Source organism: Streptomyces sp. LaPpAH-108 (assembly GCF_000373625.1).
Lineage (GTDB): Bacteria > Actinomycetota > Actinomycetes > Streptomycetales > Streptomycetaceae > Streptomyces.
Genome location: NZ_KB891988.1, coordinates 176,960 through 193,717 on the forward strand (window position 1 = coordinate 176,960; position 16,758 = coordinate 193,717).

At 70.5% G+C, this 16,758-nt stretch carries 16 protein-coding genes and 1 pseudogene; 7 read left to right on the plus strand and 10 right to left on the minus strand.

All coding sequences use genetic code 11. From position 1 onward, the window contains the following. The first annotated feature begins 124 nt into the window (after positions 1-124). The 5 genes from B079_RS0106895 (at position 125) to B079_RS0106915 (ending at position 7,281) form a co-directional block, all read left to right on the plus strand. Positions 125-1,786 carry a GTPase domain-containing protein gene (locus B079_RS0106895; protein ID WP_026248429.1) on the plus strand — a complete coding sequence of 554 codons (1,662 nt, stop codon included), beginning with the start codon at positions 125-127 and terminating at the stop codon, positions 1,784-1,786. Between the two features lie 3 nt (positions 1,787-1,789). After that, positions 1,790-3,784, plus strand: a complete 1,995-nt coding sequence (locus B079_RS0106900; protein ID WP_018545046.1) for a YfjP family GTPase — start codon at positions 1,790-1,792, stop codon at positions 3,782-3,784. 203 nt (positions 3,785-3,987) lie between these two features. Then, positions 3,988-4,461, plus strand: a complete 474-nt coding sequence (locus tag B079_RS0106905; protein ID WP_018545047.1) for a single-stranded DNA-binding protein — start codon at positions 3,988-3,990, stop codon at positions 4,459-4,461. A 378-nt stretch (positions 4,462-4,839) separates the two neighbouring features. Beyond that, positions 4,840-6,210 (plus strand): TQXA domain-containing protein, encoded by a 1,371-nt coding sequence (locus B079_RS0106910; RefSeq protein ID WP_234016762.1) that lies wholly within the window; start codon positions 4,840-4,842, stop codon positions 6,208-6,210. Between the two features lie 42 nt (positions 6,211-6,252). Next, on the plus strand, positions 6,253-7,281 hold the full coding sequence (locus B079_RS0106915; protein WP_026248430.1) for a helix-turn-helix transcriptional regulator: 1,029 nt from the start codon (positions 6,253-6,255) through the stop codon (positions 7,279-7,281). On the opposite strand, the gene B079_RS0106920 is transcribed toward B079_RS0106915, so the two are convergent. From B079_RS0106920 to B079_RS0106935, 4 genes are all read right to left on the minus strand, one after another. Then, complete coding sequence (locus tag B079_RS0106920; protein ID WP_018545050.1) at positions 7,272-8,225, minus strand: SDR family oxidoreductase; 954 nt, start codon at positions 8,223-8,225, stop codon at positions 7,272-7,274. The two genes, B079_RS0106915 and B079_RS0106920, sit on opposite strands and share 10 nt — an antisense overlap. 374 nt (positions 8,226-8,599) lie before the next feature. Continuing rightward, positions 8,600-9,154 carry a hypothetical protein gene (locus B079_RS31460; protein ID WP_158684949.1) on the minus strand — a complete coding sequence of 185 codons (555 nt, stop codon included), beginning with the start codon at positions 9,152-9,154 and terminating at the stop codon, positions 8,600-8,602. Positions 9,155-9,211: 57 nt separating this feature from the next. Beyond that, complete coding sequence (locus tag B079_RS0106930) at positions 9,212-10,054, minus strand: SDR family NAD(P)-dependent oxidoreductase (RefSeq protein ID WP_018545052.1); 843 nt, start codon at positions 10,052-10,054, stop codon at positions 9,212-9,214. Positions 10,055-10,074: 20 nt separating this feature from the next. Continuing rightward, positions 10,075-10,440 (minus strand): nuclear transport factor 2 family protein, encoded by a 366-nt coding sequence (locus tag B079_RS0106935; protein WP_018545053.1) that lies wholly within the window; start codon positions 10,438-10,440, stop codon positions 10,075-10,077. Positions 10,441-10,558: 118 nt separating this feature from the next. Here B079_RS0106935 and B079_RS31465 point away from each other — a divergent pair, with 118 nt between their 5' ends. Together B079_RS31465 and B079_RS0106945 are read left to right on the plus strand one after the other, a co-directional pair. Then, positions 10,559-11,092: a winged helix-turn-helix transcriptional regulator gene (locus B079_RS31465; RefSeq protein ID WP_018545054.1), complete on the plus strand. Its 534-nt coding sequence runs from the start codon at positions 10,559-10,561 to the stop codon at positions 11,090-11,092. A gap of 85 nt (positions 11,093-11,177) precedes the next feature. Continuing rightward, the gene (locus tag B079_RS0106945) at positions 11,178-11,582 is read left to right on the plus strand and encodes a globin (RefSeq protein ID WP_018545055.1); all 405 of its coding nucleotides are present in this window, start codon (positions 11,178-11,180) and stop codon (positions 11,580-11,582) included. A 42-nt stretch (positions 11,583-11,624) separates the two neighbouring features. Here the strand turns inward: B079_RS0106945 and B079_RS0106950 are convergent, their stop codons facing one another. The 6 genes and pseudogenes from B079_RS0106950 to B079_RS35140 all read right to left on the minus strand — a co-directional run bounded on the left by B079_RS0106950 (position 11,625) and on the right by B079_RS35140 (position 16,750). Beyond that, positions 11,625-12,302 (minus strand): hypothetical protein, encoded by a 678-nt coding sequence (locus tag B079_RS0106950; RefSeq protein ID WP_018545056.1) that lies wholly within the window; start codon positions 12,300-12,302, stop codon positions 11,625-11,627. Beyond that, a complete protein-coding gene (locus tag B079_RS0106955) occupies positions 12,299-12,733 on the minus strand; it encodes an acyl-CoA thioesterase (protein ID WP_018545057.1) in 435 nt (144 codons plus the stop codon). The genes B079_RS0106950 and B079_RS0106955 overlap by 4 nt, the downstream gene beginning before the upstream one ends. 7 nt (positions 12,734-12,740) lie before the next feature. After that, the gene (ettA, locus tag B079_RS0106960; RefSeq protein ID WP_026248431.1) at positions 12,741-14,405 is read right to left on the minus strand and encodes an energy-dependent translational throttle protein EttA; all 1,665 of its coding nucleotides are present in this window, start codon (positions 14,403-14,405) and stop codon (positions 12,741-12,743) included. Between the two features lie 273 nt (positions 14,406-14,678). Next, positions 14,679-15,440: a hypothetical protein gene (locus B079_RS0106965; RefSeq protein ID WP_026248432.1), complete on the minus strand. Its 762-nt coding sequence runs from the start codon at positions 15,438-15,440 to the stop codon at positions 14,679-14,681. 172 nt (positions 15,441-15,612) lie between these two features. Continuing rightward, a pseudogene (locus tag B079_RS35745) lies at positions 15,613-15,708 on the minus strand (GNAT family N-acetyltransferase); the annotation flags it as partial. Positions 15,709-15,811: 103 nt separating this feature from the next. Then, on the minus strand, positions 15,812-16,750 hold the full coding sequence (locus B079_RS35140) for a hypothetical protein (RefSeq protein WP_158684950.1): 939 nt from the start codon (positions 16,748-16,750) through the stop codon (positions 15,812-15,814). Positions 16,751-16,758 lie beyond the last annotated feature (8 nt).

Consider the following 16,758-nt stretch of genomic DNA (forward strand, 5'->3'; position numbering starts at 1 on the left):
TGTGCACTCGTTATGCCTGGACTGTGCCCGTGCCCCAGTCGTCCCGTCCGTCCGTTCTGTTCCGTCGGCGCGCAGACATGTCCATATGCTTCAGAATTCCCTCAAAATTGGGCATTCTTCCCATGTGGTGACCTTGGACGTACGGCCCCAGCTGCTCGACACACTCTCCGCCCTGCGCGACCGTGTCGCCGCGGCCCGCTTCCCGCTGCCCCTCGCGGGAGCACCGCGCGTGCGCGCCAACCGCGACGAACTCCTCGCACAGCTCGACGACTACCTCGTACCCCGGCTCCGCTCGCCCGAAGCGCCGCTGCTCGCGGTCGTGGGCGGCTCGACCGGCACCGGCAAGTCGACCCTCGTCAACTCCCTCGTCGGGCGCCGGGTCAGCGAGGCGGGCGTCCTGCGGCCGACCACCCGCACGCCGGTCCTCGTCTGCCATCCGGAGGATCATCACTGGTTCAGCGGGATGCGCGTCCTGCCCGACCTCACCCGCGGCCCGCTGCCCCAGAGGGACACGCGCGGCACGCGAGACATGCACTTCGGCACACGCAACACACACCGCGACATGCGCGACACGCACCAGGACCCCCACGACGACCACCCCGCGCGCGTACTGCGCGTCGAGACCGCCGAGAGCATCCCCCGCGGGCTCGCCCTCCTCGACGCCCCCGACGTCGACTCCCTGGTGGCCGAGAACCGCGTCCTCGCCGCCGAGCTGATCTGCGCCGCCGACGTCTGGATCATGGTCACCACGGCCGCCCGCTACGCCGACGCCGTCCCCTGGCACCTGCTGCGTACCGCCAAGGAGTACGACGCCACCCTGGTGACCGTCCTGGACCGGGTGCCGCACCAGGTCGTCGCCGAGGTCTCCCGGCAGTACGGCGCCCTGCTCACCAAGGCCGGGCTCGGCGACGTACCCCGCTTCACGGTGCCCGAGCTGCCCGAGTCGGCCCGGGGCGGCGGACTGCTGCCCGCCTCCGCCGTCGCGCCCCTGCGCGCCTGGCTGCTGCACCACTCCCAGGACCCCGCCGCCCGCCACCAGGTCCTCGCCCGCACCGCGCACGGCCTCCTCGACTCGCTGAAGTCCCGGATGCCCGAGCTGGCCGGGGCCGCCGCCGCGCAGTACGCCGCCACCCTGCGGCTCACCTCCGCCGTCGACCACGCCTACGACAGCGAGCACGCGCGCGTACGCGGACGCGTCACCTCCGGCGGCGCTCTCGCCGGGGACGCCCTCAAACGCTGGCGCGCCTTCCCGCTGGACTGCACCGCGGGTGAACTCCTGGACGCCCTGGTCGAGAGCCTGGCCGAGCTGCTGCTGTGCGCCGTGACCGCCGCCGACGAGCGGATGCACGAGGCATGGCGCCGCGAGCCCGCCGCCAAGGCCCCCGAGCTGACCGCCCACGACCCAGCCCCGGAGCCCCCCGAGCACCGCATCGGCCTCGCGGTACGGCGCTGGCGGCGCGAGCTGGAGGAGTACGCCGAGGACGAGGTGCGCGAGCTGGAACGCGGCGCCGCCGTCGACGCCGAGGTTGTCGCCGCGCTGGTCGCCACCGCCGTGCTCGGTGGACACCGCGCGCGTACGGCGGGGGAACGGCTCGCCGAGCGGATCGGCCCCCATGGCGCGCTGCGGCTGCGCGACCGGGCCGGGCGGCTGCTCACCGAGCACGTCGACCGCGTGATGCACACCGAGCGTGAACGCCGTCTCGCCCCCCTCGACGCCCTGGACGTCCACGCCGAATCACAGGCCGAACTCATCGCCGCGCTGTCCGTACTGCAGAAGGAGAGGTGAGCGGTGACCGCCGTCGCCGACCAGAACCACACGGATCGCAGGGACCACCCGGACGGCAGCTCCGACGGCACGGGGCCGCCGGACCGCGCGGATCGCCCGAGGGGCCGTACGGAGCACGCCGGAGGCGTCGCGGCGAGCGGGTACGTCCCTCAGCCCGCGCCGGAAGCGGGGCGCCCCGGCAGCGGCGGTACGGAGGCCGACGGCGCCGGACACGCGCGCGTACCCACCGCGTCCTCCGGCACCGACGGCGCGGCCCCCGCCGCCCCGAAGAACGACACCTCCGCCTCCGCCGAGCCCTGGGGCGACGGCCTCATCGCGCGCCGCGCCACCGACAGCGCCGCCCCCGACGAGCAGCGCTCCCCGCTCGACACGCCGACCCGAGGCGGCACCTCCGCCCCCGGCACACTGCCCCTCGCCTACGACGGCGCCCTGCGCTCCCGCCTGGACGCGCTGCGCGAACTCGTCGGCCTCTCGCGCGCGCGTCTCGACAACCACACCCTCGCGGAGGCGGCCCGCGTCCTGGACGAGGCGTCCGCGCGGCGCAGGCTCTCCGGGCAGCACACCGTCGTCGCCATCGCGGGCGCGACCGGGAGCGGCAAGTCGCAGCTGTTCAACTCGCTGGCCGGGGTGCCGATCTCCGAGACCGGCGTCCGCCGCCCGACCACCTCGTCGCCCATCGCGTGCAGCTGGAGCGACGGCGCCGCCGCCCTCATCGACCGCCTCGGCATCCCGGGACGGCTGCGCCGCCGTCCGGTGCCGGGCCCCGAGGGCGAGGCACCGCTGACCGGACTGGTCCTCGTGGACCTGCCCGACCACGACTCGGCGGCCGTGCAGCACCGCGACCAGGTCGACCGCATCCTCAAGCTGGTCGACGCGGTGATCTGGGTCGTCGACCCCGAGAAGTACGCCGACGCGGCCCTGCACGAGCGCTATCTGCAGCCGATGGCCGGGCACGCCGAGGTGATGTTCGTCGTCCTCAACCAGGTGGACCGGCTGCCCGGTGAGGCCGCCGAGCAGATCCTGGACGACCTGCGCCGCCTCCTGGACGAGGACGGCGTCGCGCTCGGCGAGCACGGCGAACCGGGCGCCACGGTGCTCGCCCTGTCCGCGCTCACCGGCGACGGTCTCGGTGAACTGCGCTCCGCGCTGGGCAAGTTCGTGGCGGAGCGCGGAGCCGCCGCCCGGCGGGTCTCGGCCGACGTGGACGCCGCGGCGAGCGGGCTGCGGGCGGTGTACGCCGCCGGGCAGGGCGTCGAACTCGGCGAGGACGCGCGCGAGGAGTTCGCCGACCGGCTCGCCGACGCGGTGGGCGCCACCGCCGCCGGTGACGCCGCCGAGCGGGCCTGGCTGCGCAACGCCAACCGTGCCTGCGGCACGCCCTGGCTGCGGCTGTGGCGCTGGTACCACGACCGGGGCGGGCCGCCCACCGGCAAGCTGGCGGTACGTCCCGCCGCCGACACGGAGGCCACGGCCCGCCAGCGCGTCGAACAGGCGGTCCGTACGGTGTCCGACCGCGCCTCGGCCGGGCTGCCAGGACCCTGGGCGCAGGCGGTGCGCGAGGCGGCCGTACGGGGGTCGCAGGGGCTGTCGGAGTCGCTGGACGAGCTGGCGGCCGGGGCGGGACTGCCGCCGGGCCGCCCGCCCCGGCCCGGCTGGTGGCCGGTGGCGGTGCTCGCGCAGGCCGCGATGACGTTGCTCCAGGTCGTGGGCGGGCTGTGGCTCGCGGGGCAGATCGCGGGGGTGCTGGCGCCCAACCTGTGGGTTCCAGTGCTGCTGATGCTGTGCGGGATCGTGGGCGGGCCGCTGGTGGAGTGGAGCTGCCGACTGGCGGCGCGGGGGCCCGCGCGGCGGTACGGGCAGGCGGCGGAGCGGCGCTTGCGGGAGGCGGCGGCGAGCTGTGGGCGGGCCCGGGTGCTCGATCCGGTGGCGGCGGAGCTGCTGCGGTACCGGGAGGTGCGGGAGCAGTACGGGAAGGTGAGGCGGGCGGGGGTGGGGTGAGGACCCCTTCTCCGGCTCGCCGCTCGTCGTCGGGACGCCCCGTCACCCACTCGGGTGGCGGGGTTTTCCACAGGTCAGCGGGCGGTCCACAGCGCTCGGCGGGGTCGGCGGAAGGGGTGCAGTCTGGTCGCACGCAGGCCGTACGGGAAGGGCTCGTACGGGGGACGGCCCGGCGTCGTGGCGCCGGGTGAGGAGGGGTTCGGATGAACGAGACCGTGGTGTGCGTGGTGGGCAATGTGGCGACGCAGCCGCTGTACCGGGACATGGCGACGGGGCCGTCGGCCCGCTTCCGGCTCGCGGTGACCTCGCGCTACTGGGACCGGGAGAAGAGCGCCTGGACGGACGGACACACCAACTTCTTCACGGTGTGGGCCAACCGGCAACTCGCGGTCAATGTGGCCGCGTCGGTGGAGGTGGGCCAACCGGTCGTGGTCCAGGGCAGGTTGAAGGTGCGCTCGGAGACACGGGAGGGGCAGCAGAGCTGGGCGTCGGCGGACATCGACGCGGTGGCGATCGGGCACGACCTGGCGCGCGGTACGGCGGCGTTCCGGCGCTCAGCCCGGCCGGACACGCCACCTCGTGCGGCGGTACGTGCGGAGCCGGAGTGGGAGACGACGCCGGGTGACGCAGCGGGGGAGCCGGAGCAAAGTCCGGCGGAGACAGCCGGGGTGACGTGATGTCAGCCGCACTGGACTGATGGTGCGTCAGGCCCTGCGGGGCGGCGCACGGGTCCGCTCGGAACGGAACCGCGACTTATCGACGGATGGGTGCCGAAGAGGCCGAACGCGCGGAACACCCCTCTTCCCGCCCTTACCGACCGGTGGATTTATCGACAAGCCCGGTTCGTTCTCAGTGTGCGCGATAACGATTGCGGCTCGGATCGGCCTCCGGAGACCGGACCCCGGCAAGTGGGGTCGCGTTGATCCATAGGATGCCGGGCGTGCCCCCTCGGGGGCAGCCGATTTCTGCTGGTGGGACCGTCCCCCACGTCCAACAGGTCCTGCTCGAAGGGGAATTCTGTGCTTGGTGCGTTCTCTGGGATAACCCGGTCCGCCGTGCCCGCCCGTCTCGGAGCGGTGGCCCTGGTCTCCGGCCTGGCGGCGGTGGGTGTGCTGTCCGGCGCCGGTACGGCCCTGGCCGACGAGGCTCCGCGGACCCAGGGCGGGGCGACGGCCACGATCAACGGCCTCAAGACGTACGGCGAGGCCGTGATCCACGAGGACGGTACGGATCTGACGGTGCCCGCGGGCCTGTTCGAGATGTCCGTGGACGGCGGCGGCACCCTCCAGACGTACTGCGTCGACCTGCACAACCCCACCCAGCGCGACGCGCACTACCAGGAGACCCCCTGGAGCGGCACCTCGCTGGGCGCCAACAAGGACGCCGGGCGCATCCGCTGGATCCTGCAGAACTCGTACCCCCAGGTCAACGACCTCGCCACGCTCGCCCGCAAGGCCGGGGCGCGCGGGCTGACCGAGCAGGACGCGGCGGCCGGTACCCAGGTGGCCATCTGGCGCTACTCGGACGGCGCGAAGGTCGAGGCGGTGGACCCGGACGCCGAGAAGCTCGCGGACTACCTCCAGCGGAGCGCCCAGAACACGGCCGAGCCGCAGTCCTCCCTGACGTTGGACCCGCCCGCCGTCTCCGGGCACTCCGGTGATCTGCTCGGACCGGTGACCGTGCACACCAACGGCGGCACCGTGACGGTGACCCCGCCCGCGGAGGCGGCTGCCGCCGGAGTACGGATCATCGACAAGACCGGCAAGGTGATCACCTCGGCGCGGGACGGCAGCCGGTTGTACTTCGACGTCCCCGAGGACGCGCCGGACGGCTCCGCCCAGCTGACCGTCCAGGCGTCCACCACCGTGCCGGTGGGCCGCGCCTTCGCCTCCGACTCCCGCAGCCAGACCCAGATCCTGGCGGGCTCCAGCGAGTCCACGGTCTCCGCGACCGCGAGCGCCACCTGGGCCGCCGAGGGCGCGATACCCGCGGTCTCGGCCCGCACGAACTGCGCCAAGGGCGGGGTGGACGTCACCGTCGCCGACAAGGGCGACCAGCCGTTCACCTTCCAGTTGATGGGCGAGGAGCACACGGTCCAGGCCGGAGCCACGACCACGGTCTCCGTCCCCCTCCAGGAGGACCGGAGCTACGACTTCACCGTCACCGGCCCCGACGACTTCAGCCGCCGCTTCACCGGCGTCCTCGACTGCAAGACCCAGGGCGCCCTCACCACCAAGTCCGCCCAGACCCTCAGCGACCCCACCCCCGTCGCCCTCCCCGCCGACACCCCGCCCAGCACCGACCTGGCGGCGACGGGCGGCTCGGCGATCACTCCCTTGATCGCCGGAGTGGCGATCGGCTTCGTGGTGATCGGCGGAGCGGTCCTGGTGATCCTGCGCGGGCGCGAGGCGCGGGCGGGGGAGTAGCGGGGCGTCCCGGGCAGTCGTCGGGTCCGGGATGCTGGGGGCATGCGTGCTTCTCGGCTGATTCGGATGGCGTTGCTCGTGCAGTCGCGGCCCGGGGTGACCGCTGCCGAGATTGCTCGGGAGCTGGAGGTTTCCGAGCGGACGGTGATCCGGGACGCACAGGCGTTGCAGGACGCGGGGGTGCCGGTCCGGTCCGAGCGGGGGCGTGCGGGTGGGTATCGGCTGGCGCCGGGGCATCGGACCCGGCTGACCACGCTGCATCCCAGCGAGGCGGAGACGCTGTTCCTGTCCGGACTGCCTACGGCGCTGCGTGATCTCGGGCTGGCGGGGGCGGCGGACGCGGCCCGGCTGAAGCTGTCGGCGACCCTGCTGCCGTCGTTGCGGGAGGCGGCCGAGTCGTCGGTGCGGCGGTTCCATCTGGACGCCCCGGCATGGTTCCGGGAGCCGTCGGTGCCGGAGTTGCTGCCGGAACTGGCCCGGGCGGTGTGGTCGGACCGTACGGTCGAGCTGACGTACGCGCGGCCGGGGCGGGACGGGGCGCCGCCGGACTCGGTGATCCGTCTGCTGGAGCCGTACGGGCTCGTGCTGAAGGCGGGGGTCTGGTACGTCGTGGGCCGCGTGCCGGGGGAGGGGCGGGGGCGGCACGGTGCCTGGCGTACGTACCGCGTCGATCGGGTGACCGCGCTGTCCGCCGCGCCCGGTCTCGACGAACCCTTCGTCCGCGACCCGTCCTTCGACCTGGCCGCGCACTGGCAGGACCAGGCGGTCGAGTTCGCGCGGGCGCTGCTGCGTACGACCGTCACCGTGCGCCTGACGGAGCGGGGGCTGCGGCGGCTGCCCGCCGTGGTGGACCCGGCCGGGGTCGGTGAGGCGCTGGGTTCCGCGACCGCGCCCGACGACGCCGGGCGCGTCACGCTCGACCTGCCGGTGGAGTCGGAGGAGGTGGCCTTCGCTCAACTGGCCGAGCTGGGTGCGGAGGTGGAGGTGCTGGCCCCGGCGAGCCTGCGCGCCCGCTTCCGTGAGCGGGCGCGGGCCGTTGCCGAGCTGTACGGGGCGGGGGATCAGCGGTAGTCGTCCGGCGTCCCGGGCTTCCCGCCGAACTTGACCTCCTCGAAGTACGCCCACGCGTCCGGTCGGCTGCCGTCCACGTCCCGTACGTCGTAGACCTTGGCGAGTTCCGCGCTGGAGGCGGACTTGCGGTTCCAGCGGGCCGCCCTTTCCGGGTCGGCGGCGAGCGCGGCGACCGCGCGGGCGAGGTAGTACGGCGACTCCGCGATCGCGAAGTCCGGCTCCTGGACGGCGGCGTCGCGCCAGTTCTCCTCCGCCACGCCGAAATGGGCGAGCATCTGCTCCGAGCGCAGGAACCCCGGCGTCACGGCGACCGCCGCGCCGCCGTACTCCGCCAGCTCCTCGCCCAGCCCGAAGGCGATGCGGATCGGGGCGGTCTTCGCGAGGTCGTAGTAGAGGTTGTCGCGGTAGCGGCGGTTGAACTCCGCCGTGCCGTCGGTGACTTCCACCAGCAGTGGTGCGTCGGAGCGGATCAGCAGCGGGAGCGCCAGCGCCGCGGTGATCACATGCGACCGCACCCCCAGCTCCAGAATCCGCAGCCCGTCCGCGAGCGGCGTCTCCCAGCTCTTCTTCCCGAACACCGAGCCGACGAGCAGGTGCTCGCCGCCCCAGAGGTCGTTGACGAGGATGTCCAGCCGCCCCTGCTCGCGGTCGATCCGCTCGACGAGGGCGCGTACCTGGTCCTCGTCCAGATGATCGGTGGGGACGGCGACACCTGTGCCGCCCGCCGCGCCGACCAGCTCCGCGGTCTCCTCGATGGTCTCCGTCGCCCTGCCGACCTCGCTGACGCGGTCCCGGGTGGTGCGGCCGGTGACGTACACGGTGGCTCCGGCCCGGCCGAGTTCTACGGCGAGCGCGCGACCGGCGCCTCGGGTGGCTCCGGCGACCAGTGCGATGCGGTCGGTGAGGGGGCGGGGGGTGTTCTGGGCGGTGGTGTCGTTGTCCATGCCACCACGGTGCACGCCAAAGGTGACAGTTCACGTCACCCTTTCTGGCAGTGCCGGATTCCGGCGCGCTTCGGCGTACCAACCCGCGTGCGCGTGTGGCGCCGATGCCGCCCGTCTTGCGCCCTGCCGTACGCCTGTACGGTCGCGCACCCTGGGGTCGACGCATGCCGTGAGCTGCCTGGGGGTGGACGGTGGGGGAGTGGAAGCAGGGGAAGTGCGGCTGGCCTACGGAGGCTGGGCGCCGCTGCCAGAACAAGACGATGAAGGGGACGGCGCGCTGCTATCGCCATCAAGGGGAGTGGACGCAGCGGGGACAGGCCGAGTTGAAGAAGAAGGGGGCTCGGCGCCGTAAGAAGTAGCCCCGTGCCTGAGATTCAGCGCCCGTCGGCTTCTGTGAGGGCCCGCCCGAGCCGCCCACTTCCTGGGTCAGGTGAAAGGGCGAGCCCGGGGGTGTCCAGCATGCCGGTCACGGTCAGCGTCCCCGTCGACGTTGCGGTCAGCCATTCCGCGAGGGTGATTCCCTGGGGCCACAGCCTGCCGTCCTCAGTGCACCACATCGGCCCCGCCGGGTCGCGGAAGTCGACCAACGACCAGCTGGTGCAACCCCAGTCGTAGATCAGGACCAGGCCGGCGGGGACGAGTCCGGACGGGTCCGGGCCGTCCTCGTACAGCTCGGCGATGTCGCGGAAGCTGCCCTGCGGGTGACCGCCACGGACGCCCAGGATGCCGTCGTCCGGGCCGAAGCCGCCGTTGGCCACCTCGGTGTAGAGGCGGCGCAGGAGTGGGGGCATCGGGAAACCGATGGTTCGTTCCGCGTCGGCGACGGCTCCCGAGGTGGTGGGTGGGGGCAGGGACAGCCCCTGAGTCGCGGCGTGCACGGTGGCCACCACCTCGTCGTCTGTCACCGGCAGCGGTGGTCTCGGCTTCATGGCGCCCCTCTCTCAGGAACAAGCCCGTCAGGCTTTGCGGGCCCGCGAGCGCCCCGGCTACTGACCCGGGGGAAAGTCTGCACCCCGAGAAGCGCCCTCGTAGGCGTGCAACTCATCGATCATGCCCCCCAGTTGCTCGCGCACCGCCTCGTACCCCGCCGCCCCCAGCACGATCCGCCGTGGCGGCTGCTCCCGGTCCATCGCGTCCAGTACGGCCCGCACCCCGCGCCGAGGATCGCCCGGCTGGTGCCCGTCCTGGTCGATCATCGCCCCGCGCACCGACTCCACGAACGGCAGGTACGCGGAGACCGACTCGGACACCGACTCGTCGGCGAAGGAGGCGTACGCGTGGGTTCGGAAGGCGCCGGGTTCGACGGCCAGGACCTTGATGCCGAACGGGGCCACCTCCGCGCGCAGCGCCTCGGTCAGGCCCTCGATGGCGAATTTGGCGGCGCTGTAGTAGCCGAAGCCCGGTACGCCGCGCAGGCCCGCGACGGAGGACATGTTGATGATCCAGCCGGTGCGGCGGGCGCGCATGCCGGGAAGGACGGCACGCAGGATCTCCGTGACGGAGAAGAAGTTCAGCTCGAAGGAGCGCCGGACGTCGGCCTCGGGTGTGCCTTCGACGGAGCCGTACCAGCCGCGTCCCGCGTTGTTGACCAGGACGTCGATGCCGCCGAAGCGGTCCTCCGCGGTGCGGACGGCGTCATGGATCTGGGCGGTGTCGGTGACGTCCAGCGGCAGGACAAGGGCCCGGTTGCCGTGGCGGGCCGCCCAGTCGGCCAGGAGCTTGGGGCGGCGGGCGGTGAGGACGACGTCGTCGCCGCGTTCGAGGGCGGCGTCGGCGTAGGCCATGCCGAAGCCGCCGGGGGTGCCGCCGGTGATGAACCAGGTCTTCATGCTTCCTCACATCCGGACCGTCAGGGGGCGATGTCGAGCCTGCTGATCAGCCCTCGGTCGAGGACGAAGCGGTAGCGCAGGTCGACGGTCCCGCCGGGGAAGTCGCCTTCGAGGTGCTGGACGACGGTGTACCGGTCGGGGCCCTCGCGCTCGGCGCCGACCAGGGTCGTGGTGTACGTGTACTCGGAGCCGGTCCGCTCCAGCCAGCGCGTGATGGCGGCGGTGCCCTCGTGGGTCTGCCCGTCGTCCGCGACGGTGGCCTCGGTCGTGAACGTGGCCAGGACGGTGGGGACGTCGTGCGCGTCGTGCGCCCGCAGATGACGCCGGACGACCTCCGGCAGCTCGACGGCTTCCGGCGACTGGACGGCGTCGGGGTTCTCGGTCATGGGAAGTGCCTCGCAGACATGGACATGGACATGGCGGCATAACGCAGCGCCGGTCACCCGGTCACTGCTAAAATAGAAGCCGGTAACTTCGACTTTAGCAGTAACCAGGGAGAGTGCCATGCCGAACCGGATCAGGCTGGAGGACCGTGAGTGCCCGCTGTCGACCACGGTGCGGCACGTCGGCGAGTGGTGGACGCTGCTGATCCTGCACGACGCCTTCGACGGCTACACGCGCTTCGACCAGTTCCAGCAGAGCCTCGGCATCTCCACCAGCATGCTCACCGCACGGCTGAAGACCCTGGTCGGCGACGGCCTGCTGGAGCGTCGCCCGTACCAGACGAACCCCGTCCGCCACGAGTACGTCCTCACCGACCTCGGCCGCTCCCTGCGCCCCGTGATCGTCGCCCTCGCCGCCTGGGGCAACCGCCGGCTCGACCCCCAGGACCGCTCCATGATCCTCATCGACGCCGAGACCGGCCAGGAGTCCGAGCCCATCGTGGTCGACGCCCGCACCGGAAAGCCCCTCGACGACAGCGACGCCTATGTCTTCAGCGCCGGACCCGCCGCGAGCAACGCGATGCGCGCCCGCTACACCGAACTGGAACGGCAGCGGCGTACGCGCGGCAGCGATCGCCACCCGGACGCGTCGTAGCCCACGGGACGCGTCGTAGCTCACGGGACGGGAGAGGGGTCCTACGACCCAGGTCCTCGGTCACCCCGTCTGAGACCATGGACGGGTGAAAGAGATCCGGCGTGGCACGCTTCAGGAGCAGACCTTCTACGAGCAGGTCGGCGGGGAGGAGACGTTCCGGCGGCTCGTCCACCGCTTCTACGAGGGCGTCGCGGAGGACCCGCTGCTCAAGCCGATGTACCCGGAGGAGGACCTGGGACCGGCCGAGGAGCGGCTGACGCTCTTCCTCATCCAGTACTGGGGCGGTCCGACCACCTACAGCGAGAACCGGGGGCACCCCCGGCTGCGGATGCGGCACGCGCCGTTCGCCGTGGACCGGGCCGCGCACGACGCCTGGCTCAAGCACATGCGGGTGGCCGTGGACGAGCTGGGGCTCTCCGAGGAGCACGAGCGGACGCTGTGGAACTACCTCACGTACGCCGCCGCCTCGATGGTCAACACCGAGGGCTGAGGCACCGGAAGACCCTCAAGCCCAGAAGACCCTCAAGAAAGGTCAGCGCACGCTGACGCCGAGCGCGCCGAGCCCCGCCCCGCGCACGGCGACCGAGCCGTACGGCGTGCGCAGCCTCAGCCAGGTGCCCGAGGACAGCAGGACGACGTCCTGCGCTCCGGTGCCGGGGCGCAGGAAGCCGAGGGAGTGCGCCGCGTGCACGGCGCGCAGCGGCAGCCGGGTCGTACCGATCTCGCGGGACCAGATCTCCCGTCCCGTACGGTCCAGTTCGGCGCGGGTGCGCGCCTCGGGGGCCAGTTCCTCGGTGCGGGCGCGGAACTCGGCGACCGACCGGCCGACGGTACGGCGCAGTTCCTCCGGGGCGGGCAGCCCCGGCTCGGGCCTCCAGCCGCCGCGCGGCGGCAGGACCCCGGCCCACGGCGGGCCGGTGACGGCGGCGGGTACGGCCGCGGTGGCCGCCCGGTCCTCCAGCGACTCCAGCAGCTCACCCGCGGAGACGGTCGCGTCGAGCGTGACGTCGAGCCCGTCCTCGTAGGGCTTGGCGAGCCGGGCCGCGCGGATGGCGAGCACCTCGAAGGACGGCGGCCGGCCGAACACGGCCAGCGCCGTACCGGCCGCCTGGAGGCGCACCGCCGCTCCACGGTCGTAATGGAGCAGCCGGGAGAGGAAGGCGCCGAGGTCCGCCGCCTCCCTCTCGTCGGCGAGGTGGAGCACCGTCATGCGGCGACGGCCTCCTCCTCGTCACTCGCTCCGGTTTTGCCGCCCTCGTCGGTGTACTCCGTAAGGAACTCGCGCTCCTCGGCGGTGATCCGGCGGGGCCGCTGGGCCTCGAAGTCGAACGGGACGATCACGGTGGACGCCCGGACGTAGACGAGATCGTCGTCCTTCACCTCGTAGGTGAGGGTGAAGGACGCGGCCCTGATCTCGGTGACCCACAGCTCGATGTCGACCGGCGCGTGCCGGTGGACGAGCTGCCGCTTGTAGTCGATCTCGTGTCGCGCCACGACCGACCCCTGCTGGAAGTCCTTGTCCGGACGGAACAGGAAGTCGATACGGGCCTCCTCCAGATAGCGGAGGAACACCACGTTGTTGACGTGGCCGTACGCGTCCATGTCCGCCCAGCGCAGCGGGCAGCGGTAGATGTGGCGCAAGGTGAGATCAGCCCCGGGTCAGCTTCTTGTAGGTGGCGCGGTGCGGGCGCGCGGCGTCGGCGCCGAGCCGCTCGATCTTGTTCTTCTCGTACGACTCGAAGTTGCCCTCGAACCAGAACCACTTCGACTCACCCTCGTAGGCGAGGATGTGCGTGGCGACCCGGTCCAGGAACCAGCGGTCGTGGGAGACGACCACGGCGCAGCCGGGGAACTCCAGGAGCGCGTTCTCCAGGCTGGACAGCGTCTCGACGTCCAGGTCGTTGGTGGGCTCGTCGAGGAGCAGCAGGTTGCCGCCCTGCTTGAGGGTGAGCGCGAGGTTGAGGCGGTTGCGCTCACCGCCGGACAGCACGCCTGCGGGCTTCTGCTGGTCCGGGCCCTTGAAGCCGAAGGCCGACACGTAGGCGCGGGACGGCATCTCGACCTGACCGACGTTGATGTAGTCGAGGCCGTCGGACACGACCTCCCACAGCGTCTTCTTCGGGTCGATGTTCTCGCGGCTCTGGTCGACGTACGAGATCTTGACGGTGTCGCCGACCTTGATGTCGCCGGAGTCCGGGGTCTCCAGACCCTGGATCATCTTGAACAGCGTGGTCTTGCCCGCGCCGTTCGGGCCGATGATGCCGACGATGCCGTTGCGCGGCAGCGTGAAGCTCAGGTCGTCGACGAGGACCTTCTCGCCGAACGCCTTGTTGAGGTCGTTGACCTCGACCACGATGTTGCCCAGGCGCGGGCCCGGCGGGATCTGGATCTCCTCGAAGTCCAGCTTCCGCATCTTGTCGGCCTCGGCCGCCATCTCCTCGTAACGGGCGAGGCGGGCCTTGGACTTGGCCTGACGCCCCTTGGCGTTGGACCGCACCCACTCCAGCTCGTCCTTGAGGCGCTTGGCGCGCTTGGCGTCCTTCTGGCCCTCGACCTTGAGGCGGGCGGCCTTGGTCTCCAGGTACTTGGAGTAGTTGCCCTCGTAGCCGTGCAGACGGCCGCGGTCGACCTCGCAGATCCAGCCGGCCACGTTGTCCAGGAAATACCGGTCGTGGGTGACGGCGACGACGGTGCCGGGGTACTTGGCCAGGTGCTGCTCCAGCCAGTTCACCGACTCGGCGTCCAGGTGGTTGGTGGGCTCGTCGAGCAGCAGCAGGTCGGGCTGCTCGAGCAGCAGCTTGCAGAGCGCGACGCGGCGCTTCTCGCCACCGGAGAGGTTGGCGACGGGCCAGTCGCCAGGCGGGCAGCCCAGCGCGTCCATGGCCTGCTCCAGCTGGGCGTCGAGGTCCCAGGCGTTGGCGTGGTCCAGCTCCTCCTGGAGCTTGCCCATCTCTTCGAGCAGCGCGTCGGAGTAGTCGGTCGCCATCAGCTCGGCGATCTCGTTGAACCGGTCGAGCTTGCCCTTGATCTCGGCGACGCCCTCCTGGACGTTCTCCAGGACCGTCTTCTCCTCGTTGAGCGGGGGCTCCTGGAGGAGGATGCCGACGGTGTAGCCGGGCGAGAGGAAGGCATCGCCGTTGGAGGGCTGCTCCAGCCCGGCCATGATCTTCAGCACGGTCGACTTACCGGCACCGTTCGGACCGACGACACCGATCTTCGCCCCCGGCAGGAAGCTCAGGGTGACGTCGTCGAGGATCACCTTGTCGCCGTGCGCTTTGCGCGCCTTGCGCATGGTGTAAATGAACTCAGCCAAGAGAAACCGTCCGGCAGCTTGAAATCTGGCAGTGGGCAGATACACCCCATCTTGCCGTACGGCTACCCCTGGGAGGAAACGCGTAAGGTCGGGGGGCCCTGAGCTGGCACTTTGGCCATTGCGTGGCCGGGAGCCCCGTCGCTCTCGGTCGCCGTTGAGCAGCTTCGAGCACCCTCAAGCGCTGGTGTCAGCCGCCGTGGGCGGGCTTGACGGGTTCGCCGGAGGTGCGGCCGTGGACGGCTACCGCATCTCCGGCTGCCAGTGCCGCATGGCTCACTTCACTACGACGTTGTCGCCGGTCGAAGTCGACGGTCCGGTGGTGGTGTTGCCGTAGTACGCCCAGCGCCAGGTACCGGTCCGGGATGCCTTCACGGTCGTTCTGAGGTCACCCGAGCCGTTCGCGTACACCTTCTTCACCGTGGTGTAGGAGGTGGCTCCGGTGGGCTTGAACTGCAGGCTCACCAGGCGGCCTCCGTAGGAGGCGTACTTCCTGGTCTCCCAGTTCGCCCGCGTCACCTTTCCGGTCACGGTGATGGTCCTGCCCTTGGTCACCGGCTCGGGCGAGGCATTCACCGTCAGGCGGGAGTTGCGCTTGACGTAGACCGTGAGGCCCTCGTCGTCGGTGTCACCGCCGCCCTGGAAGGACACCTCGGCCGCGACCTTCCAGGCCCCGGCCTCGCTGTTGTGCATGTCCCACACGCTCGGGTCGAAGTACATCGTCTCGCTGAAGTCGCACACGTCGGCGCTCACCTTGACGCAGTCGCTCGTCTCGATGGCGTGCCACAGCCGATCACCCGCATTGCCGCGGTACAGGAACACCGCCGGATACTTCCACTTGTGGGTGGTCGTCATCCGGAAGGAGGCGGGCGCCGCGACCTCGTCCGACACCCCGATCACGATGGGCTTGCCGCCGTTCACCTGGACACGGGTGAACGAGACCCCGCCCTCGGCCGCCCCGGCCGGCACCGCGGCCATGCCCGTGAACACCGCCGCCGCGCCACCGGCCACGGCAGCTCTCCAGATCTTCTTCCCCACCTGATCCCCGATCTCCGCATCGAAAGGCGCCGGAGACTCGTCTTCCGGCGCCTTTCAGACAGCCGGGATCCACACGGGGTTGTACACCCGTGGATCACGATCGGGCATCAGGCGATCGCCGCCTCGCACGAGGCGGCCGACACCGGTCGAAGACCATTTACGGGACAACCTTTAGGCGCAACCACTTGGCAGAAGATCGGTAAGCGCGGTCACCTGCCCAGTCCAAGAGCCTGCCGCCGAGGTTCTGTCCCGCGTAGTACCGTGCGACCCGAGGTATGCGTTTTGTCGGCGGCCGATAGGTCAGACCAGCCCGCCCCCGCTCATGCTGGTGTGGAGTCCCAAGGGAGTTGCTGGGCTGGCGACGGATGAGTCTAGTCGGCGGAAGGGCCCAGTCTCTTCTCGATCTCCTCATCTGAAAGAGGAACATAGGCGTCGTCAACCCGCTGCCGGTATGTTTCGAGCAGGTCGAAGTTATCGCGAATCCAGATTTGGTGAGTTCGCGAGATGTTGAGAGGCCTCTTCTTTCTGTATTCCTCTCGCTTCCCGAGATCCTTCTTAGCGGGCTTTATCGGTTTACCGTTTGCCCCATAGGTGGTCAGGTCATCCTGGACTGATCCCAGCACCTCACCCTGCCAGTATTTCCCGTGACTCATGCGCAGGTTACGGTGAACGGCTCTTTTGGGAACGAGGAGAAGGGCCTTTCCCTTGTCTGTGCCCTCTTTCACGAAAGGAAGAGTGATCACCTCCTTGACCCACTCTCCAGAATTAGAATCCCAAACCTGAAACTCCCCCTCCTCTGCTGCCGCTTTTAGTGTGGGGTGTTCGGCCATCTGCTTTTTTGTGAATGATGCCAGCTCTCGAAATATGAGCCGAGTTGTCAGATCGGATACTCGATCGTTGGCGATTTCGTCAACAAAAAGCGGAATGTCCTCTAGCTTCTTAAGGATTGAAATGTTAAGCGTGCACAGAGGGTTTTCCTTCAATGAAATCCAAATGGCGTGACCGATCTTCTCGCTCGTTCCGGAGCCGTTGAAGCCGAACGCTGACATACCCAAACGCGTCTCGCGCGGCTCACGAAACCGCAACAGCATGTCTCTGGCCTTCTTCTCGTCAGGGGCGGAGCCCGACCAGAGGCGGCGCAAGAATTCGTCGAAGAATCCCGAGATCGTCGAATAGGCCCCCTGTGCCCAGAAGTCTCCGTTATTTGCCCAGAATCGAATTGCTGATGGATCTACGTACAGTTTGTTGTCTCGATCCACGTGTACGTCGACAAACTCGACCGGCTTGGCGATGGCGAAGTGGCCTGTCACGCGCACTG

Coding starts and splice junctions, on each gene's coding strand:
- B079_RS31460 (WP_158684949.1), bottom strand. CDS start 9,154: ATGAAGCCGAGACCACCGCTGCCGGTGACAGACGACGAGGTGGTGGCC.
- B079_RS0106930 (WP_018545052.1), bottom strand. CDS start 10,054: ATGAAGACCTGGTTCATCACCGGCGGCACCCCCGGCGGCTTCGGCATG.
- B079_RS0106905 (WP_018545047.1), top strand. CDS start 3,988: ATGAACGAGACCGTGGTGTGCGTGGTGGGCAATGTGGCGACGCAGCCG.
- B079_RS0106950 (WP_018545056.1), bottom strand. CDS start 12,302: ATGACGGTGCTCCACCTCGCCGACGAGAGGGAGGCGGCGGACCTCGGC.
- B079_RS0106920 (WP_018545050.1), bottom strand. CDS start 8,225: ATGGACAACGACACCACCGCCCAGAACACCCCCCGCCCCCTCACCGAC.
- B079_RS31465 (WP_018545054.1), top strand. CDS start 10,559: ATGCCGAACCGGATCAGGCTGGAGGACCGTGAGTGCCCGCTGTCGACC.
- B079_RS0106935 (WP_018545053.1), bottom strand. CDS start 10,440: ATGACCGAGAACCCCGACGCCGTCCAGTCGCCGGAAGCCGTCGAGCTG.
- B079_RS0106915 (WP_026248430.1), top strand. CDS start 6,253: ATGCGTGCTTCTCGGCTGATTCGGATGGCGTTGCTCGTGCAGTCGCGG.